20 protein-coding genes, 1 tRNA gene and 1 pseudogene are annotated in these 24,326 nt (G+C 39.2%); 14 read left to right on the plus strand and 8 right to left on the minus strand.

The features are described 5' to 3' along the window. The coding region (locus CVT13_RS02245) for a beta strand repeat-containing protein (RefSeq protein ID WP_159071095.1) at window positions 1–2,768 on the plus strand (2,768 nt) is incomplete at its 5' end. Between the two features lie 225 nt (window positions 2,769–2,993). On the opposite strand, the pseudogene CVT13_RS02250 reads toward CVT13_RS02245, so the two are convergent. Then, window positions 2,994–4,018: pseudogene (locus CVT13_RS02250) on the minus strand (ABC transporter substrate-binding protein). Between the two features lie 211 nt (window positions 4,019–4,229). Then, window positions 4,230–6,065, minus strand: a complete 1,836-nt coding sequence (locus CVT13_RS02255) for an aryl-sulfate sulfotransferase (protein WP_107811464.1) — start codon at window positions 6,063–6,065, stop codon at window positions 4,230–4,232. A gap of 277 nt (window positions 6,066–6,342) precedes the next feature. Between CVT13_RS02255 and CVT13_RS02260 the strand changes: the two genes are divergently transcribed. From CVT13_RS02260 to CVT13_RS02290, 7 genes are all read left to right on the plus strand, one after another. Next, window positions 6,343–7,089, plus strand: a complete 747-nt coding sequence (locus CVT13_RS02260) for a carboxymuconolactone decarboxylase family protein (protein WP_107811465.1) — start codon at window positions 6,343–6,345, stop codon at window positions 7,087–7,089. A gap of 115 nt (window positions 7,090–7,204) precedes the next feature. Further along, complete coding sequence (locus CVT13_RS02265; RefSeq protein WP_107811466.1) at window positions 7,205–7,861, plus strand: thiol:disulfide interchange protein DsbA/DsbL; 657 nt, start codon at window positions 7,205–7,207, stop codon at window positions 7,859–7,861. An 8-nt stretch (window positions 7,862–7,869) separates the two neighbouring features. Beyond that, a complete protein-coding gene (gene dsbI / locus CVT13_RS02270) occupies window positions 7,870–8,490 on the plus strand; it encodes a protein-disulfide oxidoreductase DsbI (RefSeq protein ID WP_107811467.1) in 621 nt (206 codons plus the stop codon). 45 nt (window positions 8,491–8,535) lie between these two features. Then, complete coding sequence (locus CVT13_RS02275; protein ID WP_107811468.1) at window positions 8,536–10,185, plus strand: sensor histidine kinase; 1,650 nt, start codon at window positions 8,536–8,538, stop codon at window positions 10,183–10,185. 1 nt (window position 10,186) lies between these two features. Then, complete coding sequence (locus CVT13_RS02280) at window positions 10,187–10,867, plus strand: response regulator transcription factor (protein ID WP_107811469.1); 681 nt, start codon at window positions 10,187–10,189, stop codon at window positions 10,865–10,867. Between the two features lie 90 nt (window positions 10,868–10,957). After that, complete coding sequence (locus CVT13_RS02285; protein ID WP_103589280.1) at window positions 10,958–11,527, plus strand: hypothetical protein; 570 nt, start codon at window positions 10,958–10,960, stop codon at window positions 11,525–11,527. 92 nt (window positions 11,528–11,619) lie between these two features. Beyond that, window positions 11,620–12,354 carry a hydroxymethylpyrimidine/phosphomethylpyrimidine kinase gene (locus CVT13_RS02290; RefSeq protein WP_103576290.1) on the plus strand — a complete coding sequence of 245 codons (735 nt, stop codon included), beginning with the start codon at window positions 11,620–11,622 and terminating at the stop codon, window positions 12,352–12,354. A 3-nt stretch (window positions 12,355–12,357) separates the two neighbouring features. On the opposite strand, the gene CVT13_RS02295 is transcribed toward CVT13_RS02290, so the two are convergent. From CVT13_RS02295 to purM, 3 genes are read right to left on the minus strand one after another with little or no spacing between them, the layout of a single operon-like run. Next, on the minus strand, window positions 12,358–12,780 hold the full coding sequence (locus tag CVT13_RS02295; RefSeq protein WP_107811470.1) for an RDD family protein: 423 nt from the start codon (window positions 12,778–12,780) through the stop codon (window positions 12,358–12,360). Window position 12,781: 1 nt separating this feature from the next. Further along, window positions 12,782–13,039 (minus strand): hypothetical protein, encoded by a 258-nt coding sequence (locus CVT13_RS02300; RefSeq protein ID WP_107811471.1) that lies wholly within the window; start codon window positions 13,037–13,039, stop codon window positions 12,782–12,784. Beyond that, on the minus strand, window positions 13,039–14,022 hold the full coding sequence (gene purM, locus CVT13_RS02305) for a phosphoribosylformylglycinamidine cyclo-ligase (RefSeq protein WP_107811472.1): 984 nt from the start codon (window positions 14,020–14,022) through the stop codon (window positions 13,039–13,041). Before purM ends, CVT13_RS02300 begins: the two co-directional genes overlap by 1 nt. 80 nt (window positions 14,023–14,102) lie before the next feature. Between purM and coaE the strand changes: the two genes are divergently transcribed. Beyond that, window positions 14,103–14,699 carry a dephospho-CoA kinase gene (coaE, locus tag CVT13_RS02310; protein ID WP_107811473.1) on the plus strand — a complete coding sequence of 199 codons (597 nt, stop codon included), beginning with the start codon at window positions 14,103–14,105 and terminating at the stop codon, window positions 14,697–14,699. Window positions 14,700–14,745: 46 nt separating this feature from the next. Next, the gene (gene dapF / locus CVT13_RS02315; RefSeq protein WP_107811474.1) at window positions 14,746–15,489 is read left to right on the plus strand and encodes a diaminopimelate epimerase; all 744 of its coding nucleotides are present in this window, start codon (window positions 14,746–14,748) and stop codon (window positions 15,487–15,489) included. Window positions 15,490–15,726: 237 nt separating this feature from the next. On the opposite strand, the gene rplT is transcribed toward dapF, so the two are convergent. Both rplT and rpmI read right to left on the minus strand, forming a co-directional pair. Beyond that, window positions 15,727–16,083: a 50S ribosomal protein L20 gene (gene rplT / locus CVT13_RS02320; RefSeq protein WP_009295119.1), complete on the minus strand. Its 357-nt coding sequence runs from the start codon at window positions 16,081–16,083 to the stop codon at window positions 15,727–15,729. A gap of 100 nt (window positions 16,084–16,183) precedes the next feature. Continuing rightward, complete coding sequence (gene rpmI / locus CVT13_RS02325; protein WP_021090212.1) at window positions 16,184–16,375, minus strand: 50S ribosomal protein L35; 192 nt, start codon at window positions 16,373–16,375, stop codon at window positions 16,184–16,186. Window positions 16,376–16,576: 201 nt separating this feature from the next. On the opposite strand from rpmI, the gene CVT13_RS02330 reads away from it, so the two are divergent. The 4 genes from CVT13_RS02330 (at window position 16,577) to CVT13_RS02355 (ending at window position 22,797) form a co-directional block, all read left to right on the plus strand. Next, the gene (locus tag CVT13_RS02330) at window positions 16,577–18,073 is read left to right on the plus strand and encodes a C69 family dipeptidase (RefSeq protein WP_107811475.1); all 1,497 of its coding nucleotides are present in this window, start codon (window positions 16,577–16,579) and stop codon (window positions 18,071–18,073) included. A gap of 573 nt (window positions 18,074–18,646) precedes the next feature. After that, on the plus strand, window positions 18,647–20,920 hold the full coding sequence (gene metE / locus CVT13_RS02340) for a 5-methyltetrahydropteroyltriglutamate--homocysteine S-methyltransferase (RefSeq protein ID WP_107811476.1): 2,274 nt from the start codon (window positions 18,647–18,649) through the stop codon (window positions 20,918–20,920). Window positions 20,921–20,986: 66 nt separating this feature from the next. Then, window positions 20,987–21,874, plus strand: coding sequence for a DNA-binding protein (locus CVT13_RS02345; RefSeq protein WP_107811477.1), 888 nt, complete (start codon window positions 20,987–20,989; stop codon window positions 21,872–21,874). A gap of 847 nt (window positions 21,875–22,721) precedes the next feature. Further along, window positions 22,722–22,797 (plus strand) — tRNA-Val (locus CVT13_RS02355). 74 nt (window positions 22,798–22,871) lie between these two features. On the opposite strand, the gene CVT13_RS02360 is transcribed toward CVT13_RS02355, so the two are convergent. Continuing rightward, a complete protein-coding gene (locus CVT13_RS02360) occupies window positions 22,872–24,290 on the minus strand; it encodes an alanine/glycine:cation symporter family protein (protein ID WP_107811478.1) in 1,419 nt (472 codons plus the stop codon). Window positions 24,291–24,326: the final 36 nt, after the last annotated feature.

Consider the following 24,326-nt stretch of genomic DNA (forward strand, 5'->3'; position numbering starts at 1 on the left):
TATATAGACATACTGATGGTAGAGATTATCTAACTCCTGATGATCCTACCACTCCTAGTGCATTCCAACATAAAGACGGTTGGTATGTAAGCAATGATGGTAAACTAGCTATTGGTCAAGATGATGCATCAGATTTGGCTGTGACCGATTCTAGTAGGCTTTCTAATTATGCTAATTCTATAGAGGGCAATACGGATCTTAACGTATTTGGCGGAGATAATAGAAGCGGTATTATTGTGGATAATACCAAAGCTAATTCCGTGTATAGCGGTGTAGGCGGAGATGGAGTTAAATTTTTAAATAATGCGGAAGTAAAAAATACGCATACCGGTACCGGCGTAGATACCGTAAACGTAGAAGCCGGAGCAGAGGTAAAAAATAGTGATATAAATACCGGCAAGGGAGGCGACGTAGTTAATATCAAGGGTAAGCTAGGCAATAGTACAATGATAGATACCGAAGACGGCGATGATACCGTAAATTTTGCCGGAGAAACGAGCGGATATGCCGCAATAAGTACCGGACGCGGAAAAGATACGTTTAATATCGAAAGCGGAGCGACTTTTAGCAAACATCTTAGCGTAGATACCGGCGAGGATGATGATACGGTTAATATTAAAAATGGCGCAAATTTATCTTGGGGAAGTATAAAAACTGGAGCCGGAAACGATACTGTAAATATAGATGGCAATATGATCGGTAATCCAAATCATTTTAATGAGATAAGTACTGGAAGCGGCGATGATACGATAAATATAAACGGGCACGTATCCGGAGAATCAAGAATAAAAGCCGGCGAGGGTAACAATACCGTATACGTTAGAGGAACCGTCGACGGTAAAGCTAGGATAGAAGCGGGTGATATCGATAATGAAGATAAACACAGCGAACTTTATATAGAAAGCGGAGCTACGCTAAGCGGGGGCAGTAGCGTAAGTATGGGCGGCGGCAACGATACTATTTATATTAGACAAGGCTCTACCGTAAATGGGGGTGCCACTATATCTGCCGGATATGGAAACGATACTGCATATATAGATGAAAATCTAGATACGGGTAATATAAGTATGGGCGGCGGCGTAGATACGATAAATTTCAAAAAAGGAATAACTATAACAAGAGGCGTAATAGATTTTGGTAGTGGCAATGACACAGTCGACATCGACGGCATTACCTTTACTAATGGTGCGGAACTACTCTCCGGCTCGGTAGATAGGCCCCATTGGTACGACGATGACGATAACGACATTATAAACATTACAAATTCTACATTTAAACAAAATAGTAAAATAGATGCCAAAATGGGAGATGATAAGATAAATATCGGTGCTGGAGCAGTAATAGATAACTCAAACGTTATAGCCGGATACGGTAGCGATACTATAAATATTAATGCGGGTTCTAAAGTGGTAAACGGCAGCAAGATTTATTCTGGACTAGATCATTCATACGGTGATACCAACGATATAGATACCATAAATATAAACGGTGGCGAGGTTACAGACTCTGAAATTTATACTTCTCGTAGTAAAACGATAACGAATATAAAAGACGGAACACTCACAAACCTAAAATTTTACGGCGGCTCAGGAACAGATGAGATAAATATAAGTGGGGGGATAATTAAAAAATCTGAAATAACCGGCGGTGACGGAGACGATGAGATAAATATAAACGGCGGAAATTTTACCGAAACTAAGATAAGTACCGGAAGAGGAACGTATAGTGGAGACGGAGACGTCGTAAATATCGCCGGAGGTACGTTTAGTAAAACTACCGTAGAATTACAAGGAACAAAAAATACCGTAAATATAAATTCCGGAGCGGTATTTGGCGATCAATCGGACGCTATAGCCAATAGACAGTATCAAACCAAAATAGTAAACGGTAACGGCGAAGATCACGTAAATGTAAATGCCGGAGCTATTGTTAAAAACGCGACATTCGATCTTAACGGAGGTAGTGATACTATAACCGTAGCATCGGGCGCTACCGTAGAACATTCTCAGCTTATAACTGGAGACGATGTCGATACGCTAAACATAAACGGCACCGTTAGCGGAGATACGCATGTGGATTTAGGATACGGTGCGGATGTCTTAAATATGGGAAACGGCGCCATCGTATCGGATTCTGATATCCATATGGACGACGGCAGCCAAGGATACAATGATACTGTAAATATCGCAAACAACGTTACTCTTAAAGACCGGGCGGATATCAAAGGTGGCGGTGGAGCCGATACTATTACTGCGGGCGACAACCTAACGCTTACTAATAACGCTGGCATACACGGCGACTGGGGAAATAACGGAAGTGCTGGAACTGGTAGCAACGATGACGGTGATATAATTACAATAGGTAAAAATTTAAATATGAGCGGCGGTTCTATGATAAGTGGCGGCGGCGGAGATGATATTATCTCTATCGGTAAAAATGCAAGTATTCAAGACACTTCTACTATCGACGGCGGAGCCGGATTTGATACATTAAAAGTAGCTGATAATAGCATAGACTTTAGCCATGTTAAAAATATCGAAAAACTAGATATGACTAATGGAGAAAAGACAACCTTAACTCTTACAGCTAGCAATGTTCAAGATATATTACGTGATAGTAACGAGAATAAGCTAAAAATAGATGGTGATAGTAACGATGAGCTTACTCTTGGAAGTAGCTGGACTAAAGGTGCTAGTTCTGGTGGTTATACTACTTATACTAGTGGTACAACTACAATCGAAGTTCAAGATCAAATACACGTACTTTAATATCTAGACTTTTAATCCCAGAGGAAATTCCTTTGGGATATTCTTTCTTATCATTAAATTTTTATAATTATTTGTCTTTCTAATTAGTACTAAACCCACAAATTTTTAGCTATTTAAGAGTAGTTAGCATATAACAAATCAGCAAGTTCGGATAGACAAGTAAAGGCTGAAAATGGATTAAAATTTAGCGGCAAATGTAGATAAATTTACCGCCGTAAGGATAAATTATTTTCCAGTTGGGTCTAAGCCGTTTAAGATGTAATTTACTTCATCATCGCTTAGCTCGTAGTGTAAAAATTCTTTATAAAATTTCTTTGTCTCAGCTGCTATATCTATATCTTTAAAAATTTCAGGGTGCAAAGTCTTAGCCGCCCATAAAATTTGCAATGCCCCCTCGGCGCCGTATCTATCCCAGCTAAAAACGCCAGTTGGATTTACGTAAACTCTTTTCTTTTTTACAGCGTTAGTGTCTGCGTAGATAGGGTTTTCATATATCTTTTTTAAAATTTCGGGAGCTTTGGCTCTGCCTATGATGATGACATCAGGGTTCATATTTGGTATCTCTTCAGCATTGATTTCAAGCATATTTCCGGCTTTTTGAACCGCATTTTGGCCGCCTGCGACCCTTATCCACTCGTCTATGATCGTATTTGCGCCGTCAACCTTGAATAAATTTTTGCCGTCGGCTATGTGAAGTACTTTTGGTTTATTGTATGATGGCGCGATCTTACCTATTTCGTTTTGCACTCTTTTAAGGTTGCCGTCAAAATATTCGTTAAATTTCTCCGCGATCTTCGGCACGTCGCCTCCTATGACCTCGGCCATGATAGATACGCTTTTTTCATATCCGCATGATTGGTAAATGACGGATAAAGCACGGTAAAGCCGTTTTTGGTTAGCTCTTCTTTGTTCTTTTTATCGGCGGCTATGACGACGTCTGGGCTTAGTTTGATTAGCTCTTCTACTTGTAAATCTTTGCCGTTTATGCCGTTTGGAATGCTTGAAATTCTAGGATAAACGTGCGCAAACCATTTGTTGTTTTTGATTAGATCGGTGGTCGCTACTATCTTGTCCGTGCCGCCTAGCATTAATATGATTTGGTTATTCGCATACCAAAGCGTAGCGATCTTTTCTACTTTTGCGGGGACTTTTACGACGTCACCAGTGATGTCTTTGACATCTCTAAACTCAGCTGCATTAAGCAAAAGGCTTGCAAACAGCACCACTAAAGCCATGAAAAATTTTTTCATTTTTTCTCCTTATGTTAAATATATATTTTTATATATAAGTGCTAATCCTATATGCTATCGCCTTAATAAACAATATCTTTACAATATAAATTTTTAATTTAGAGCTTTAAAATTTATGAGCGAATGTGAATTTGTATCTATTATTGATAGATTAAATTTATAGCAAGGACTCCCCTTTTTGCACTGGGCAAAAAAGGGAGAAAAAGAGAGATTATTTCTCGAAAGCTTTTTGCAAGCTAAACGGAAACGCCTGATAGCCCATAGCATTTGTCATCTTTATCTCGATGCTTGGCTCTTTTGCACCCCACTCAAACTCATCGATGTGTGGGCTAGGAAGTCCTACTGGGCGACCTTTTGCGATATCAAACTGCATGCCAGCAACGGCTGAGTAGACCATCACGCTATCAAGGTCATCTTGATACTGCGTAAGGCTAGTAACCGAGCTATACCACTCTTTGCCACGCTCTTTGCCGTACTCCCAAATTTGCTCAACAGTCTTTTTCTTTTCATCTATCTTATAAACGACCGCGCGAGAGTATTTCATGCCAGCGATGGCTGGTTGCTCCATGCCCCTTGTATCGCCGTTATCAAAGACGCTTAGATAAATTTCGCCTTTTTTAGACTTGCTATCTATCCTAAATGCTGTGTGCTGCGTCCATTGCCAGTCAAAGCCACCTTTGTCGCTCTCGTATCCTGGGCATTTTGAGTACTCATCTTCGCAGACGATTTTATTGCCTTTGCTATCAACTGGCTGGAGGAGCTTGTCTTTAAATTTATCGCTCCAACCCTTGTGAGCGCCCATGATCCATTTTACTTGTTTATCACGGCCGATCTTGATGACTGCATCTTGGTGGCGGCTTGAGATGATGATACTATCATCGCTTGGGTCATAATCCACGCTATTTACGTGCGCCCAGTTACGTCCAGGTCCTGCGCCAACTATGTCACCCCATTTATCGTGTGTATCCATAGACTGAAGCTCATCAGAGCTTGCTGTGTGGCCTGCTTTTTTAGCGTCTATGTTTAAGCAAACTGCGCCTTGATCAAGCGTTTTTAGCACGATATCGCGGTAAGGATCGAGAATTTCATAAAGTCTAAAGTCATCAACTACGTTGCCGTCGCGATCAAGCTCAACGATCACGTCACGCACTGTTCTTACGTTTTTGCCATCAGCCCTTTTGTAGTCAGCATTTGCAACGCGTAAGAAGTAGTGTCCATTTTGTGCTACGTCCATCGAGTGAGAGAAGTCGTTGTAGCTAGCTGGTAGCTCGCGGTTGAAAATTTCTCTACCCATGATGTCGTATTTTGCGTATCTTTGGCCATATCCCCAAGTCATAGCGCCGTCGTCATTTTGTTTAAAGCCCATCATTACGCCAGCGTGAAATGGCTGTTTTAGATCATAAATTTTGCTTGGCTCAAGGTACCATCTAACCTCGCCTTTTGTATCAAGGATGAAGTTATTTGGGCTGTAGTTCCACTCGATCGCACCGCCAGCTGGGTTGTTCCAAACGACTTTTGTACCTTTGCCAGTTTTATTTACGAAGTTATTTACGTAGTAGAGGCGGTTTGCAAATTTAGCACTCGCAGGCTTAGTAACCTCGATCTTATCAAATAGTGCGCCTTTTTGATTTGGTGTGCCAGCGCTTTCTAGGTAGATGGCTGGAGCGTAAATTTTATAGCTCTCTTTTATGTGTTCAGTCTTGCCTTTGTAGCTCTTGTCGTACTCGACCTCAACGGTATTTTGATAGTCAGGATACATTCCAAAAACCGGGATGCCGCCATGTGTGCGAAGATGCTTATCAGCCACTTTGTAGCTTATCACCTGACCGCCTTGCTTTGGCACGATGGTTACTTTTGCATTGCTTAGTGTGTAGCCGCCATTTTTGATGACTGCTGTAAGTGGAGCAGTATCGTATGGATTTACCACTACTTCGCCGATAGCTCCTGTTATAGCGTAGTCAAGTTTAGCTCCACTTGGACCGCCTATCGCAAAAGTGCTAGAGCAAAGCACAGAGGCTAGTGCAACACAACTCAAAGTCTTTTTCATAACATCTCCTTTGGATAAATTTTATAAACTCTACTCATAAAGCTTATAAAATTTAGAAAAAGCCTTGGAACGCCCAAGGCTTAAAATAGGTAAAAGGAGTAATAAAAAATATTGCGTCCTTCGTAATTGTAATAAAACCTTATAACATAAAAATCACGATAAACTTTATAATGGCTTAAAATCTAAATTTATATTAAAAATTTTTGTCTTTTTGGGTCTTAAGCTAGCATTTACGCTTTAGCACTTATAATCAGCCCTAAACAATGGAGTAAAACTTATGACACTAACTTACAATGCAAAGAAAATTTATGAAATTTGGTTTGAATCAAAAAGTGAGCTTGAAGAGAGCAATGCTAGCTTTTTAGAGGATTATTTAAATTTTTTAGGCGATATTAGTGAAGTGATAAATATTGATGAAAAAACAAGACTTTCGGTTATCATCGCCTCTCTTTGCGTGAGTAAAGGTGCAAAAAGCTCATTTAAAAGCTTCGTTAGGGCCGCTTTAAATGTGGGCATATCAGCAAAAGAGATAAGAGAAATTTTATATCAAGCAGTGCCTTATGCTGGGCTTGGTAAGGTAGAAGATTATATATTTTTAGCTGATGAAATTTTTAATGAGCGCTACATAGAGCCTGAGAATATGCCTAAAAAATCAAGAGAAGGCAGAGAAGAACGAGGCCTTGAGATACAAAGAAAACTTTTTCCAGCGGTTGATAAATTTATCGCATCAATGCCAAATGATCAAAAACATATAATGGAGTTTTTATCGCAAAACTGCTTTGGCGATTTTTATGCAAGAGATGGGCTTAGCTTAGAGCTTAGGGAGCTTTTGACATTTGTCTATATCACGACTCTTGGCTTTGCAAAGCCACAGCTTTTAGGGCACATTGCTGCAAATTTTGGCATCGGCAACGATAGAGCTAAACTAATAAGCGTTGTTACAACACTTATACCATTTATAGGCTATCCAAGTGCTTTAAACGCATTATCAGCAATAAATGAGATAAGTTCTAGTAAAAATTAAATTTTTAATCAATGCGATATCTTATAAATTTCAGCCAAAATTTATTCTAGCGTTAAAAGTGCGGTTGAGCTTGGTTGTAGAATAACTCAAAATAAATCATCCAAAGGAGAATATTATGAGTTTTCTATCTAAATTTAGTAAGGCTATCTTTGCCGTTGCAGTTGCTGGTGCGATCAGTGCTAGTGCATTTAGCGAGGGCGAGGACTACGTCAAGCTTGAAAAGCCACTAAGCGCGGGACAAAATACGCTAGTTAAAATTTTTAGCTACGCTTGCCCATTTTGCTACAAATACGACAAGAGCGTCACTCCAAAGGTAGTTGAGAAAATCCCTGGACTAAAATACGAGCCATTTCACCTAAAGACAAAGGGCGAGTACGGTGAGGTTGCAAGCAAGGTCTTTGCTGTGCTTATCGTTATGGACGAGGCAAAGGGAGTGAGCTTGTTTGATGAAAATTCGCTATTTAAAAAGGCTAAATTTGCCTACTACAAGGCTTATCACGACAAAAAAGAGCGCTGGAGCGATGGCAAAGACGCTGAGGGCTTTTTAAAGACTGGACTTGAGGCTGCTGGCGTTAGTAAAGCAGACTACGAAAAAGAGCTAGCTAATCCAAAAGTGACTGAGCTACTTAAAAAGTGGGATGAGAGCTATGACGTGGCTAAAATTCAAGGTGTGCCAGCATTTGTCGTAAATGGCAAATATCTCATCATGACAAAATCAATCAGCTCGCTTGACGGCATGGCAGCACTCATCGAAGAGCTTCTTAAAAAATAAGGCATCACATGAGCTTTTTTAAAAAAATGGCTAAATTTCAAGACTCACGCACCTCTTGGGCGATCTTAGTCTTTGTGAGCGTCGCACTTGTCGTTATCGCACACTCGCTCTTTCAAAACTACGCCTATATGCCTCCTTGCGAGCAGTGCGTCTATATACGTTTTGCATTTTTATGTATGGCACTTGGCGGCGTGATCGCTATGATAAATCCTAAAAATTTACTATTTGCTCTAATTGGCTACGTTTTTGCCTTTTGGGGAGCGGTGCAGGGCATAATGTATAGCGTAAAGCTAGCTAAAATCCATGATGCAGTGCATGGTGATGATCCTTTTGGCGTACAGGGCTGCTCTACTGAGCCACACTATCCATTTGGCTTGCCGCTTGAAAAGTGGGCGCCTGACTGGTTTATGCCAACGGGAGACTGCGGATATGACAGCCCTATGGTGCCTGATGGCGTGGTGCTAAGTGATTTGCAAAAGAGCATAGTTGATCTTTATGCGGACGGCTGGTATCTTGTGCCATCATCTAAATTTATGTCGATGGCTGATTGTACGCTGCTCGGATTTGGTGTTTGTTTTGTAGTGCTTGCACTTATGCTCGTTTCAAAGCTTTTATCCTTTTTAAAATGAATTTAGTTAGCCCAAATTTGGGCTAACTTAGGATATACTGCGAGTATGGGTATTAATTTAAAATCACAAAATATTAAAATCTATGCCATCATCTTGCTTGCTAGCCTTTTTGTAATACTTCTTGGGCTAAATATTTACAGCAATGCAAAAGAGAAAATCATAGAGCTATCTGATAAAAATAACATAGCAGTTAGCAAAAATATCGTAAATAACTTTCAAATTTGGCTTGATGAGCGTATAAATTCACTCATTCGTGCGTCAAAATTTATACAAAATGCAGACATTGTAGATGACGATGAAAAGATAGCTAGCTTTATAAAGCTCTTTAAACAAAACGCAAAAGAATTTGATCTAATGCAGCTTTTAAGGGATGATGGAGAAATTTTTGTAGATGGAGAGAAAATTTTAGAAGAAGTTATGCCAAAAAGTGAAAGAGCAGGGCTTATCTGGTATGTGGAGACAAAAAATACAAATGCCCCAAGCGTAAATTTCATGCAAAAACATAAAATTTTAAAAGGCTCAACTCTAAATTTATGCGTTCCAGTCACAAAACAAGCGGAATTTAAAGCAGCACTTTGTGGCGTCGTGCGTATAGAAAATATCTTTAACAGCATTAAAAATTTTAGCCTTGCGCCAAATTCTTACTCATTTTTAGTGACTCATAGCGGTGAAATTTTAACATCGATACCTGATCTTGCTTTAAAAAAAGAGATCGAGGAGAAATTTAAAGAGTTGTTTTTAAAAGATGAAGACATTACAAGCTTAAAAATAGGACAAAATTTAATCCAAGTAGCTGAGATACCAACGATAAATTGGTTTATAGGAGCTGGCACAAATAATGAAGAGGAAATTTCAGCTTTAACAAAAGAAGCTTTAAAAAATGCTCTAAGCTTGCTCTTTGCCTTCGTTGCGCTTACATTTTTAGCAAATATTCTTCATAATTTTATGTATAACAAGATAAAAAAGATACAAGATGAGTATGAGACATTGCTAACTCATAGAGCCAAAATGAGTGAGGCTGGCGAGCTAATAAGTGGTATCAATCATCAATTCATTCAGCCAGTAAATTCGCTAAAACTAATGCTAAGCTCGTGCATAATGTTAAAAAAAGAAGGTAAATTAAGCGATGAGGAACTAATAAATTTACTTAAAAAAGGGCAAAGCTCGGTCAAACTTCTTTCAAGTACTATTGAAATTTTTAGAAATTTTTACAAAAGCGCTGAAAACGTGAGCGAATTTGAGGTACAAACAAGCGTTAAAAATCTAATAACTCTCATGCACACAGAGCTAAGCCGTGCAAATGTTAGTGTAAAATTTAGTGGTTTTAATGAACAAAAAGTTTGTCAGATAGAAAATATAATCCAACAAATTTTACTAATCCTAATACATAACGCAAAAGACTCACTTGTCGAAAGCTACAAAGATGAGCCACTAAAACGTATCATCGAAATAAAATTTAGAAGCTTTGAAGATAAGTGCTACATCGGAGTTTATGACAATGGAAATGGCGTAAGCGAGCAAATGAGTGAGAAAATTTTTACTTGGCTAAATACCACCAAAAAGCAAGGAAATGGCATAGGACTTTATTTTGCTAAAAAGCTAGCGCAGGAAAAGCTAAATGGTGACGTAAGACTCGTAAATAACGTAAGGCCAACGGTATTTGAACTAAGTTTTGATATAAATTTAAAGGACTAAAATGCAAGAAGTCTTAGAAATTTTAAAAAAGACATCCGTCTTGGTAGTCGAAGATGACAATATGGCAAGAGAGCTTATTATTAGCGGACTTAAACCTTATTGCGAACAGGTAATTGGTGCTTGCAATGGACAAGATGGCGTGGAGAAATTTAAAAAGCAAGGTTTTGATATTGTGATGAGCGATATTCACATGCCAGTGCTTAATGGCTTTGAGATGATGAATGAGATGAAACGTACAAAGCCGCACCAAAAATTTATCGTCTTTACCTCTTATGATAGCGATGAAAATTTGATAAAAAGCATGGAGGAAGGGGCGATGCTCTTTTTAAAAAAGCCTATTGATATGAAGGATCTTAGAGCAATGCTTATTAGTTTAAGTTTTGAACGAGATGAAAAGCTAGTTTATTTAAGCGATGAGGTGAGTATAAATTTAAAAAGAGAGAAAATTTATAAAAACGGCATTGAAATTTATCTTAGCTTTTTACAAAATAAGATATTTTGGCTCTTTGCTTATAATCTAAATAAGCTAGTTACTTATGAGATGATAGAAGAATTTGTCTATGAAAGCGATGTTAGCAAGGCAGCTATCCAAAATGTAATACTTCGTCTAAAGCGTGAGCTTGGTGTGAAATTTAAAAATATCAGTGAGAGTGGATATATTTTAATCACAAAATCTGAATGATTTGGAATTATCGCCACCTTGTACCATAGTACAATATACAAAAGTAATTAAATATACTAAAATACCGACAAGTAAAAATAAGGAATAAAGATGGCAGCAGTAGCTGGTATAGTTAAAAGCGTTTCATCTGATGTTATAGCGATAGACCAAAATGATCATGTAAGAGTTTTAGACGTAAATGATAAAGTATATATCGGAGAGGCTATAAAGGGCGAGAGTGAAAGCTCAAGTATTACAATCACTGCGAATGATGGACAAGATATATCAATAAACGGATACGATACTCTTTGGCTAGATAGTAGCGTAGTAAGCGATGATATTGGTGAGTCTAGCATAGATACTGACGCATTGTTTAAAGCACTTCTTGGCAATGATTATGTATCTATTTTAGATCATATAAATGAAAAAGTAGATGATATCCTTAGCGCAACCAATTTAGAGCAAGAAGAGCTAAGTGATGAGGCTAGCGTAAATATTAGTTTTAATGAAATAGATCCAAATTTAGCAAATGAGCATGGATTAAGAGAAGATGATCTTTTGACTAAAATAAACGAACATAAAGAGAGCGATAAGCAGATAGATCCTAGCTTTGAGCATACAAATCTTAATGCAACTACGATATATATAGATATCGATAACGACTTAAATAAACTTTCATAAATTTGAGCTTTTTGCTCAAATTTCTTCTGTTTTAGAAAACTCAAATTTATCTAATATCCTCTATAATAAGCCAAAAATTTCAAAGGAAAACGATGAAAAAAATTCTAATCATCGCAGGCTCTTGCAATAGTGGCACAGCTGGGCTTCAAGCAGATATAAAAACATGTGCTAGGCTTAATTGTTATAGTGCAACAGCGGTAACTTCTTTGGTCGCTGAGACTACGGACGCTGTAAAGAGTGTAGTTTGCTTAGAGCCTAGTTTTGTCAAAGATCAGCTAAATACGCTTGCGGAAGAATTTAGCTTTGATGCGATTAAGATAGGCATGTTATTTAGTGAGGAGATCATGGAGGTGGTGCGTGAGTTTTTACTAACTCAAAACACCAAAGTAGTGCTTGATCCAGTTTGTGTCTCAAAAAGCGGACACAAGCTTATAAAAGATAGTGCGGTGGCAAAACTAAAAGAGCTAATGAGCTTAGCAACGGTAACTACTCCAAATTTAGATGAGGCAAATGTGCTTTTTGGTGATGATTATAAAGATTTGCCTTGTGATGTTATCGTAAAGAAACATATCAGCGAAGATAGTAGTATAGACACACTTTATAAAAAAGATGGCTCACTAAGAAATTTTAAAACTCCACTTGTTAATCCGCTTGTAATGAGTGGAACCGGTTGTAGTTTCTCAACTGCACTTGCTTGCTTTTTAGCAAAGGGCAAGAGCTTAGAGGAGTCTATACAACTTTCAAAAGAGTATATTTGCTCTATCATAAAAGAGAGCATCGATACAAAACTTGGCAAAAATCGCCTACTTTGGCATGGAGCGAAGTAAAATTTATCCCTCTGATCTTTGCACGGCAGCTGATTGAGTGATGATGTCGTGCAGATTTAGTTTGTCTTTTCTAAAAAAACAAAGGCAAAGTCCAAGTATGCTAAAGCCAGCAAAGGCAAAGCAAATTTGGCGCAAGATGGTGTGAAAAAAGCTTAGTTTTCTACCGGTTTTTAGGTTTATTAGATAAATTTCTTGTGCTTTGTAGCCTGGAGTTTGTGCTTTTATGCTAAAAAAAAGGCACATTATAAGTGAGATCAAGCTATTTGCACTAAAAATAGCAATTTGGTTATGCAAAAATGCCTCTTTGCCATCAAGCACAAGATATGTTGTCGCATAAAATATCGGCATACCGATGATAAAAAGATCGATAACGAAGGCCTTTGCTCTAGCCCAAATAGGTGCGATTTTTGCCTTTTGCTTTGCCAAGTCAATTTCCTGTATTTATGTAGATACGGCTAAATTTCTCCCAGTCATATAGATAGACTAGGTTGTCGCTCTCGCCGCTATCATGCGTGACGCAGAGCATAGTAGAGGCACGTGAGACCTTGCACCAGTGACTATAGAGATCAAGTTTTTTGATATCGCTTTCTAGTACACCAAAACAGCCTATATACTCATAAATGCTAAGATCAAAAAAACTCTTATTTTCGGTCCTTAGCAAGCGTTTTTTGCTATTTTCTTGCATTAAACTAGCTCTACGCCTTTACCATTTACTACTTCACCGATCACGTAGCCATCGCTATTTGCTAGGACAGCATCAACATTTTCTTTTGGTACAACCAATATCATGCCAACGCCCATGTTAAAGGCTCTCATCATCTCGCTATCTTCTACTTTTTGAGCGATGATTTTAAAAATTTCAGGCGTTTTTATAACGCTTTTTTGTACTTTTGCACCAAGTCCAGCAGGGAAGACGCGAGGCAAGTTTTCAACTATGCCACCACCTGTTATATGCGCCATTGCCGTAATCTTATCTTTTAATCTTAAAAAGTCGCTCACGTAAATTCTAGTTGGCTCAAGAAGTACGTCGATGAGCTTTTTATCGCCTACTTTTTCATCAAATTTTAGTCCAAGCTCGCTTACCACTTTTCTTGCAAGAGAGAAGCCATTTGAGTGTAGACCACTACTTGGAAGCGCGACTAAAACGTCACCAGATTTTACAAATTTGCTTCTGTCGATCTCATCAGCCTCGGCAATACCAACGGCAAATCCAGCAAGGTCAAAGTCGCCTTTTTCATACATCGATGGCATCTCGGCTGTCTCACCGCCGATCAGCGCGCACTGAGCCTTTTTGCAACCATTTGCGATGCTTTTTACTACCTCTTTGGCGCTCTCTATCTCAAGCTTTGCAGTCGCGTAGTAGTCTAGGAAAAAGAGCGGTGTGGCGAAGTTGCAGATGAGGTCATTTACGCACATTGCGACTAGATCTTCGCCAACGCCGTCAAATTTCTTAGCGTCGATAGCTAGGCGAAGCTTTGTGCCAACGCCATCAGTCGCTCCCAAAATAGCTGGATTTTTATATCCGCTTGGTAGTCTGACCGCTCCTGAAAATGACCCAATGCCACCTATAACGTTTGGTGTTTGTGTAGATTTTACGAAAGGCTTTATCGCCTCAACAAAGCTATTTCCAGCATCTATATCCACTCCAGCATCTTTATAGCTTATCATCTTTGCCCTTTTTTGTAATTTTCTAAAACTTTAGCCAAAAGTTGCTAAAATTGTCATCAATTTTCAAAAATGGAGTGAGTTTGCAGAAATTTCCAAACGCTTATGTCATTACAGGCTCTATTGCTAGCGGTAAAAGTACGGCTATAAATTTACTAAAAGAACGAGGCTTTAGCGTGATTGATGCGGACGTGATCGCTCATGAGCAGCTTGAAATTTGTAAATGTGAGATAGTGGAAGTTTTTAAAGAGCAAATTTTAGACGAAGCTGGCAAGATCGATCGGCAAAAACTTGGTGCCATTGTTTTTAATGATCTAAAAAAATTAAAAATTTTAGAGCAAATTTTGCATCCAAAGATAAAGGAAGAAATTCTATCTCGCGCTACGAAGCTTGAGCGCTTGGGGCAGGTTTATTTTGTCGATATCCCTTTATTTTTTGAAAGAGAGGATCGCTACGCTGAGTTTAAAAATGTAGCCGTGATCTACGCACCAAAAGAGCTTTTGCTAAGTCGCCTAATGAACCGAAATGGGCTAAGCTTAAATGAAGCAAAAGCTAGAGTGGAGCTTCAGATGGATATCGAGCAAAAGCGAAAAAAGGCAAATTTCATCATAGATAACAGTGGCGATAAAGAAAATTTAGAGCAGGAATTAGAGAAATTTCTAAGGCAAATTTGCGGCTGAGTTTATATAAATTTGGCAAAAAGTAGAGCAATTTTAAAGGAAAATAATGCAAGTTTCAAAGTACAACGCTAGTGGCAACGATTTTGTCATATTTCATACATTTTTGAACAAAGATAGAAGCGAGCTAGCAAGGCAAATTTGTAGCCGAACAAACGGCGTGGGAGCTGATGGACTCATCGTGCTTTTGCCTTACGAAAAGGGCGTGAAATGGGAGTTTTACAACAGCGATGGAAGCTACGCTGCGATGTGTGGCAACGGCTCGCGTGCGGCTGCTAGATATGCCTATCTAAACGGCCTTGTAAGTTCAAACGAATTTGCTCTGCTAACTGGCAGTGGCGAGGTGATGGCAAGCGTGAAAGAGGAGTGCGTCGAGGTCGTGCTAACAAGTCCAAAAATTTTAAGCGAACCGCTAAATGAAAACGGCAAAACTTGGTATTTTTACGATACAGGCGTGCCTCACCTTGTAAATTTCACACAAAATTTAGAGGAATTTGACGTCAAAGAGTGCAGGGCGCTTCGTCAAAAATACAATGCAAATGTAAATTTAGCCAAATTTGAGGGCGAAGTTTTAAAGGTTAGAACCTACGAAAGGGGCGTAGAGGACGAGACGCTAGCTTGTGGCACTGGCATGGCGGCTTGCTTTTACGGCGCTACTTTAAATTTAAACGCACCACAAAGCCTAAAAGTCTATCCAAAAAGCGGTGAAGAGCTTGGCCTTAGACTAGAAAGCGGCAAAATTTTATTTAGCGGAGCGGTGAAACACTGCTTTAATACGAGTATTGAAATTTAGCTTTTAAAGCGAGTTTTATACTTGCTCTTGGCTAGTTTGGCTAGTAATGGTAAGCAAATTTTTCAAATTCATATTACTAAATTTGCACCTAGCTGATGAAGTAAAATTTTTATAGTGGCTTTAATTTAAAATTTGAATACAAAATAACTAAGTTAAAATCTCGAAAAATAAATTTTAATAAAAACTTTGAATAGAAATTAAAAAAAAGAAGATCTCCGCCGAAGCGGAGAAAAGGTATTATTTCAAAGCATCTTTTGCTTGTTTTGCAAGTGCCGCAAATGCCTTCGCGTCATTCATAGCTAGATCAGCTAAAATTTTTCTATCAAGTTCTATGTTAGCTTTGTTTAAACCGTTGATAAATCTTGAATAGCTAATGTCGTTTAGTCTGCAAGCTGCGTTGATACGAACGATCCATAAACGTCTGAAATCGCGTTTTTTCTGGCGTCTGTCGCGGTATGCATAAACTAAACTTCTCTCTAGTTGCTCTTTAGCTTTTCTAAAGTGTTTATGTCTAGCACTGAAAAAGCCACGTGCTAGCTTTAAAACTTTCTTATGGCGTCTTCTTCTAACTACGCCTGTTTTTACTCTTGCCATATTTATCCTTTTACAAATTGGCGCTCACAAAGTGAGTCTTGCCCCTAAATTTGGGGGAGTTTGAATGACTTTTTTGTCAAAAACTTAAATCTACGCTGCTTTATACGCCGAGCATTTTGCGAACGGCTGAGACGTTTGTGCTATCCACGTAGTGTGGGCCACGAAGGTCTCTCATACGCTTAGTAGGTTTTTTTGTTAAGATGTGGCTTCTGAAAGCAGAGCCTCTTTTTATCTTATTTTTACCTACTTTAAAGCGCTTAGCAGCACCGCGAACGGTTTTCATCTTTGGCATGCTAATCCTTTTTGAAATTTTATACGCAAGTGCGTAAGTTTTGGATTATAGCGAAAAATCCTTTAGAAAATTTAAATTTCACTTAGACAAAATTTGCAATAAATTTACATTGAACTTAAAAAAAATTTAAAATTTATAATTAAATTATTAAATTTGGCATATAATCACATATAAGAAATTTATTTCACTAAAGGAGTAAAAATGAAAGGTAAAATTCTTGCATCAATCGTTGCTATGAGTGCGATTTTGGGCACAAGTAGCTTGGCATGCACTACTATTTTAGTAGGAGATAAAGCTTCAAATGACGGCTCCATGCTGGTCGCTAGGAGCGCAGATAGCAAGGCTATAAAAGCTCAAGTCTTTTTGATCCATCCAGCAAAAAAGAATCAAATTGGTATGCATAGCTCAAAGGCACATGACGGCGCAAATGACTTTACATATCCACTTCCAAAAGATGGCATGAGATACACAACCATCGCAAACTCTCATACAAAACTTCACGGAGCTGTCGGCTACAATGAAGCTGGCGTTGGACTAAGTGGCACCGAGACCATCTATGCAAAAGATGAGCTTTTAAAGATCGACCCATATAACGAAGAGAGTGGCATCACCGAGGATGACATCCCAGACGTGCTTTTGCCACGTATGAAGAGTGCAAAAGAGGGCGTTAAGCTTCTTGGTGAGATAGTGGAGACTAAGGGCGCTGGAGAGGGCTTTGGCGTAGTATTTATCGACGCAAACGAGCTTTGGTACTTTGAGACTGGTACAGGCCACAAATGGATCGCTACAAAGATCGCTCCAGATGAGTATTTCGTTACTGCAAACCAAGGCAGACTTCAAAACTATAAAGAGAATGATCCAAATTTCATGGGAGCAAAAGACGTCATTAAATTTGCGATCGATAACAAGACTTATGACCCTGCAAAAGATAGCGAATTTAACTTTACAAAGGCTTATACAAGGGATGATGAGAGAGATGTGACTTACAACTACCCACGCGTTTGCTGGGTGCAAAGCATGTTTAACCCAAGCTTAAAACAAGACTTCGCCGATGGTCAGAAATTCCCAGTATTTTTAAAACCAGAGAAAAAACTAAGTGTTGAAGATCTAAAAGCTGCGATGAGGGCCCACTACAACGGCACCCCGTTTGATAACTACACCAGCAAAGATGAAGATAAGAAAAACGTCTACCGCGCTATAAGTGTCTTTAGAACATACGAGTCTCACGTCATGCAGGTGCGCCCATGGCTACCAAAAGAGATCGGCCGTGTGACTTACGTAGCTCTTGGCATGGCTGATCTTAGCGTTTATTTGCCGTATTACGAGGGACTTGATGGCTTTATAAAAGGCTACTCAGATGGCTCATACGACGCTGATGACACCTCAATATACTGGGTTTATAGAAAGCTTCAAACCCTTGTGATGACTGACTATGAGAAGTATTCGCCAGTGGTAAAAGAGGCCTACGCTAAATTTGAAAAAGAGTTGGCGGTAAAACAGGCTAAATTTGAAGATGAGTACGTAAAACTTTACAAAAAAGATAAGAAAAAAGCAAACAAACTCTTAAATGAATTTAGCCAAAAGACTATGCAAGAGGCTAAGGATCTAACCGGGGAGCTTACAAACAAGGTCTTTACTATGCTTACAGCTGATATGGACGCTAAGCTAAAATCCCTAAATAAAGGCAAAAAAGACTAAAAATTCTGGGCGTGAAATTTAGTAGCGCCCAAACTTTAAACAAAAATTTGGCAAAGAGCGTTTATAATGCGATAAAAATTCACTACAAAGGAAAAACGCTGATGCCTTGTCCCATGCGTAAAGCTCATTAATCTCGGCAAAAAACATATCAGCGATTTTCAAAAAACACGCAAATTTTTAAATGATTTTACATTTTTTCACATTGAGATAAATCCATTTTTGCTAGCAGGTCCGCTGCATTGTAACTGCATTTTTAATAGCAAAGCTAAGCAATGCCTGAAATTTGGCAAGGACCTTTTTAGCAGGGTTTTTTATAAATTTTACTTTAGTTTAAGAAGAAGCGGATGTCATCCACCGTGTTTGAGGTGATTAAATTTATTGTTTGAGCTGTGATAGTGAAAATTTGGCTTTTGGTGGCAGAAGGGGTTTCTACTTACGGTCTGCTTGCAATTGCGAGCTTGCGACGCAAAACGTCGCCCCTTCCGCCCCCAAACCCCCACCTACCCACTGCACGTTCAAGGTTGCTGTGCTCTGCACAGTTTTAATTTAAAAAGAAATTTAAAAAGGATAAAAATGATAAAAAGTTATGTTTTAGGTTTTCCAAGAATCGGAGAGAAAAGAGAGTTAAAGCGCGCATTAGAGGGCTTTTGGGCTGGCAAAGAGGGCTTTAGTGAAGAGAATTTGCAAGAGACTGCAAAGACGCTTCGCCAAAGACACTGGAAATATCAACAAGACGCTGGCATTTCGGCCATTAGCGTTAATGATTTTTCATTTTACGACCTAATGCTTGATAACATCATCGCTTTTGGCGCTACGCCTCCAAGATTTGCAAATTTAAGCGGTTCGGAGCAATATTTTGCTTGCTCAAGAGGCAACAAAAATGGCGTTGCGATGGAGATGACAAAGTGGTTTAACACAAACTACCACTACATCGTGCCAGAGCTTAGCAGCGAGAGCAAATTTAGCCTAAAAGCGGACAAAATTTTAAATGAATACAAAGAGGCGAAGGCTAACGGCGTAAAAGGCAAGGTAAATTTGATCGGCCCTATCACATTTTTAGCCCTTTCAAAGACGACTGACGGCAGCTGCCCATTTAAGCACCTTGACGCGCTTGTAGGCGAGTACAAAAAACTACTTGAGCAAATTTCTAAGCTTGATGATGAAATTTTAGTGCAGTTTGACGAGCCGATCTTTGTAACTGACAAAAATGAAAGCGACCTTTTGCCGCTTATCACAAAGGTTTATAACGAGCTAACAGGCGTTGCTAGCAACATCAAGATCGTGTTTGCGACATATTTTGAGCATGCGATCAAGGCAGTTAGCGAAGTGGCTAAAACTAAAATTTACGGCATCGCACTTGACTTCATCCACGGCAAGAGAAATTTCGAAGCACTTGAGACTATCAAAAACAGCCATTTGACGCTATTTGCTGGCGTGATCGACGGCAGAAATATCTGGAAAAGCAACATCGATGAAAAAGTAAAACTTGTTCGTGAAATTTCAGAGAAAATAGGCGGAAAAGACTTTTACATCGGCACTTCATGCTCACTTCTTCACGTGCCATACACTCTAAAATATGAAGAAAATTTAAACCCTGAGATCAAAAGCTGGCTAAGCTTTGCGGTTGAGAAGCTTGACGAGATCAAGATCATTACAAAACTAGCAAATGGTGAGAAGCTTGATGAGGCTGAGGCAAAAATTTACGAAGAGAACAAAAATGCTGTTAAAACTCGTGCTACTTCAAAGCTCATCCACTCTGAAAGTGTTCAAAACCGCGTTAAAAATTTAAGCAAATTTGAGCGTGATGAGAAATTTGAAGATCGTATCAAAATTCAACGTGAGACGCTAAAATACGGCATCTTGCCAACAACAACGATAGGCAGCTTCCCTCAAACAGTTGATCTTCGCGTACTTCGCCAAAATTTCAAAAAAGGCGAGATCGACGCGGCTGCTTATGAAGCAGGCATCAAAAAATATATCGATCACTGCGTGAAATTCCAAGAAGATATCGGCCTAGACGTGCTAGTACACGGCGAGCCAGAGAGAAACGACATGGTCGAGTACTTTGGCGAGCAGATTAGCGGATATGCATTTAGCCAAAATGGCTGGGTACAAAGCTACGGCAGCCGCTGCGTCAAGCCACCACTTCTCTTTGGTGACGTAAGCCGCCCAGAGCCGATGACTGTTAAGTGGATGAAATACGCTCAAAGTATCACAAAGCACGTGATGAAGGGCATGCTAACAGGTCCTGTGACTATGCTAAACTGGAGCTTTGTGCGTGACGATCTTCCAAGAAGCGAGGTGGCAAAACAGCTTGCACTTTGCATCTACGACGAGATCGCAGACCTTCAAGATGCTGGCATCAGAGTGATCCAAGTAGATGAGGCGGCGTTTAAAGAGGGCTATCCGCTAAGAGCTGAAAATATCCCAGCTTATGAGAAATTTGCGGTTGATTGCTTTAAGCTTTCAGTAAGCTCAGCTGAGGCAAAAACTCAGATCCACACGCATATGTGCTACTCTGAATTTAACGATATTATTAAGACTATCGAAGCTATGGATGCTGATGTTATCAGTATCGAGACCGCAAGAAGTGGTAACGAGCTACTTAAAATTTTCAAAGCCGTTGGCTACAAACAAGAGGTCGGACCTGGCGTTTACGACATCCACAGCCCACGCGTGCCAAGTGTCGAGGAGATCGTCGCTCAGATCAAAGCTCTGCTTGAAGTCTTGCCAAAAGAGCAGCTCTGGATCAACCCAGATTGTGGCCTAAAAACCAGAAAATGGGAAGAGGTCGAGCCAAGCCTTAAAAACATGGTAGAGGCCGTCAAAATCGTAAGAGGTCTATAATACAAATTTTAGCGTCTAGCTAGCCTAGGCGCTAAACTCCGTTTAAATTTCAAAAAAAGTTAGAAAATGTTAAAAGATAAGATCATAAACAATGAAAGTGGCATAGTGCTTTATGGCCTAACGCCTCCAAAGGCTGAATTTGACGAGGCAAAGCTTAAAGAGATCGCTGCAAAATGGGATAAGAGGATCACAGACGTGCAGGCTGATGGCTTGGTGCTTTACGAGATCCAAGACGAAAGTAGCCGTATAAAAAGCGAGCGAACTTTTGAATTTAGCGATACATTAGGCCCTGAAATTTACTACTCAAAATACCTAAATTTAAAGACACCAAGCATCTTTTATAGAGTCGCAAACAAATATAATGAGAGCGAATTTAGAGCAAATTTAGCCAAAAGTAGTAGCGATATAAATGTCTTTGTCGGCGTTGCTTCTGGCAAGGTAGAGTCTAAAATGAGCCTAGAGCGTGCTTATGAGATCGCTAGAGATGAGTTTAAAGATCTTGTAGTTGGCGGTGTTTGCATAGCTGAGAGGCACGCAAAAAAGGGCGATGAAGAGCAAAGGATGAGCCAAAAGGCAAAAATGGGGGCAAAATTTTTCATCTCGCAGGCGGTTTTTGATATAAATTTGGCTAAAAATTTACTAACAAGCGTGGCAAAAAGCGGGCTAAATTTGCCTATTATCTTAACCTTTACGACTTGTGGCACGCCAAAAACACTAGAGTTCATCAAGTGGCTTGGCATAAGCGTTGATGAAAAGAGCGAGAAAAGGATGCTTGAAAGTGATGATTTTTTAGCCACGGCATCACAAATTTGCCTTGAAAATTTCTCAGAGCTTTATGAATTTGCTAAAAAGCTTGGCATAAATATTGGTGTCAATATAGAGAGCGTAATGGCAAAAAGAGCTGAGATAGAAGCGAGCCTAGAGCTAACGCATAAGATGAGAGAGGTGTTTTGATCTATTAAGAGCTGTTAAAGTTTAACTGGCTTAAAGTCCCGCTATATCTTATATCCAGTGTCTTGCATGTTTTAGATAGATAGTAGAAATTTTTGCTCTTATCTCTCACGAGTGATCTTATGCGTTCTTGTTTTTGTGTTGATCTAAAATTCTCTAGTGTATTAATTCTCTTAAAAATACCAGGGCGTTTTTGCTGCGCAAAAACATAATGAGGGAGATATTTTGACTATTTCTTATAAATTTAACTAGTTCGAGTTTTAATTTTTTCATATCTATTACTACTCTCAAAGATGTCAATAACCTCGTTAACTCTTTTTAGCTGGATCATTCTAAACCCTAGTAGTAAAGCGATCTATTTTAGGATAACATTTTGCTCAAGGTTACTTGAGAGTAGCGAGACCTTTTTTATCAATCTACAAGTCCACCAACTAGTTTTTATGTTGTTCTTATTGGCCTTTTGTTTTAAAAATTCCTCTTCCTCTTTTGTAAGTTTAAACTCATACTTGAAGAATTTTTTCTTAGTATCGATCTTTTGCTCTAGTATCTTCTTCTAATAAATTTTTATATATCAGCTTTTAGCATTCAAGGTAATTTCTAAAGCCCAGTGTTATGTCCTGCATCATAGTGGCAGCTTACGCATTTTAGCTTTTTATCGCTATCAAGGAGTTTTTATGACGACGTATGAGTTGCCGATATTGACTGGGTAGTTTTCATCTTTACCGATAACTGCGAAGCAAGCGTTAGCTAATTCTAAATTTATCCATCAAATTTGCTACTTATAAATAAATTTAATTACTAAAAAATTAAGCTAAATAAAATAGAAAATAAAATATAATCCCAAATCTTTGGTCCCGTAGCTCAGTTGGTAGAGCACTACCTTGACATGGTAGTGGTCGATGGTTCGAGTCCATTCGGGGCCACCACTTCTAACAAAACATCCCAAACAAGAGATTTAAAAATTAATTATTAGTAAATTTTCTAAAGATGTGGTAAAGATTTATTTCAAATAATCTTTCACATCATACTCTTTGCCAGCATCGTGATCTTTTAAAAGCTTCGCCACGATAGGGCTTAAAATGATTATGGCAATTAAATTTGGCACAACCATCAAGCCATTAAACATATCTGCTAGACTCCATACAAAATCAACCTTTTGCAAGCTTCCCAAAAATACAAAAACGACTACTAAAATCTGAAAAGCTCTGACCGCTTTTGCCCCAAGAAGGTATCTTACGTTGATCTCGGCAAAATAGTACCATCCAAGAATCGTTGTAAATGCAAAGAAAAATAGGCAAACAGCTACAAAACTATATCCGCCAACCTTACCAAAGATATGCGATGAGAAGGCCTCTTGCACTAAGGTTATGCCTGTAAAGACCGCCTTGCCGTTTTCAAAGCTGATAACATTTGCAGTAAGCACTACAAAAACGGTGATATTTAAAACGATAAAAGTATCTACAAATACGCTCATTATACCAAGTACTGCTTGATCTACCGGGTGTTTGACATTAGCTGCAGCGTGTGCGTGTGGAGTTGAGCCCATGCCAGCTTCATTGCTAAAAAGCCCTCTTGCTATGCCGTATCTCATCGCAGCTGCTATGCTAGCTCCAGTAGCTCCACCCCACGCAGCTGAAGGATCAAACGCTGCTTTGTAGATAAGCAAAACTGCATCTGGGATTTCGTGAAAATTTAAAGCGATAATGATTAGTCCAACACCTACATAAAGTAAAGCCATCAAAGGCACGATCTTTTCAGCCACTCTTGCGATCGCCTTTACGCCACCTATAAAGATGACTGCGCAGATGATTGCTAAAAAAGCTCCAGTTATCCACTGAGGTATACCAAAGGCACCTTTAAAGCCGTCTGAGATCGAGTTTGCTTGCACCATGTTGCCGATAAAGCCAAGTGCGATAATGATAGCGATAGCAAAAAATCCAGCTAAAATTTTTGCCCATTTCCCCTTTAATCCACGACTTATATAAAATGCCGGGCCGCCTATCGTGTGCCCGCTATCGTCTTTTGTACGGTAAATTTGAGCTAGGCAAATTTCAGCAAAATTTGTAGCCATACCTAAAAATGCAGCGCACCACATCCAAAATATTGCTCCAGGACCGCCCATGATAAGAGCCGTTGTCGCACCTACTAGATTGCCAGTGCCAACTTGTGCGGCGATTGCGGTTGCAACTGCTTGAAACTGGCTCATGCCAGCCTTGCCAGCAGCTTCGCCGTGAAGTGAAAAATTTCCAAAAAGCTCTCTTAGGCCCATTTTAAACTTAAAAATTTGAACAAACCCAAGCCTAATAGTAAAAAATAGTCCAGTGCCGCAAAGTAGGGTAATAAGGAAGTATGGACCCCAAAGAAATGAATTTATACTTTCAACACAATTATTTAAAATTTCAGCAAAATTTGTAGGCATTTTCTTGACTTTCATTGGTGTAGTTTAGAGAGCGAG

This window comes from Campylobacter concisus, assembly GCF_003049085.1.
GTDB classification, from domain to species: Bacteria; Campylobacterota; Campylobacteria; order Campylobacterales; family Campylobacteraceae; genus Campylobacter_A; species Campylobacter_A concisus_H.

What these genes read in the sequence shown, in the direction of transcription:
- CVT13_RS02265 (WP_107811466.1), top strand. Translation starts at nt 7,205, where the DNA reads ATGAGTTTTCTATCTAAATTTAGTAAGGCTATCTTTGCCGTTGCAGTT.
- purM (WP_107811472.1), bottom strand. Translation starts at nt 14,022, where the DNA reads ATGATAAGCTATAAAGATGCTGGAGTGGATATAGATGCTGGAAATAGC.
- dsbI (WP_107811467.1), top strand. Translation starts at nt 7,870, where the DNA reads ATGAGCTTTTTTAAAAAAATGGCTAAATTTCAAGACTCACGCACCTCT.
- rplT (WP_009295119.1), bottom strand. Translation starts at nt 16,083, where the DNA reads ATGGCAAGAGTAAAAACAGGCGTAGTTAGAAGAAGACGCCATAAGAAA.
- CVT13_RS02360 (WP_107811478.1), bottom strand. Translation starts at nt 24,290, where the DNA reads ATGCCTACAAATTTTGCTGAAATTTTAAATAATTGTGTTGAAAGTATA.
- CVT13_RS02280 (WP_107811469.1), top strand. Translation starts at nt 10,187, where the DNA reads ATGCAAGAAGTCTTAGAAATTTTAAAAAAGACATCCGTCTTGGTAGTC.
- CVT13_RS02260 (WP_107811465.1), top strand. Translation starts at nt 6,343, where the DNA reads ATGACACTAACTTACAATGCAAAGAAAATTTATGAAATTTGGTTTGAA.
- CVT13_RS02275 (WP_107811468.1), top strand. Translation starts at nt 8,536, where the DNA reads ATGGGTATTAATTTAAAATCACAAAATATTAAAATCTATGCCATCATC.
- CVT13_RS02290 (WP_103576290.1), top strand. Translation starts at nt 11,620, where the DNA reads ATGAAAAAAATTCTAATCATCGCAGGCTCTTGCAATAGTGGCACAGCT.
- CVT13_RS02255 (WP_107811464.1), bottom strand. Translation starts at nt 6,065, where the DNA reads ATGAAAAAGACTTTGAGTTGTGTTGCACTAGCCTCTGTGCTTTGCTCT.
- metE (WP_107811476.1), top strand. Translation starts at nt 18,647, where the DNA reads ATGATAAAAAGTTATGTTTTAGGTTTTCCAAGAATCGGAGAGAAAAGA.
- CVT13_RS02330 (WP_107811475.1), top strand. Translation starts at nt 16,577, where the DNA reads ATGAAAGGTAAAATTCTTGCATCAATCGTTGCTATGAGTGCGATTTTG.
- CVT13_RS02300 (WP_107811471.1), bottom strand. Translation starts at nt 13,039, where the DNA reads ATGCAAGAAAATAGCAAAAAACGCTTGCTAAGGACCGAAAATAAGAGT.
- CVT13_RS02285 (WP_103589280.1), top strand. Translation starts at nt 10,958, where the DNA reads ATGGCAGCAGTAGCTGGTATAGTTAAAAGCGTTTCATCTGATGTTATA.
- dapF (WP_107811474.1), top strand. Translation starts at nt 14,746, where the DNA reads ATGCAAGTTTCAAAGTACAACGCTAGTGGCAACGATTTTGTCATATTT.
- CVT13_RS02345 (WP_107811477.1), top strand. Translation starts at nt 20,987, where the DNA reads ATGTTAAAAGATAAGATCATAAACAATGAAAGTGGCATAGTGCTTTAT.
- rpmI (WP_021090212.1), bottom strand. Translation starts at nt 16,375, where the DNA reads ATGCCAAAGATGAAAACCGTTCGCGGTGCTGCTAAGCGCTTTAAAGTA.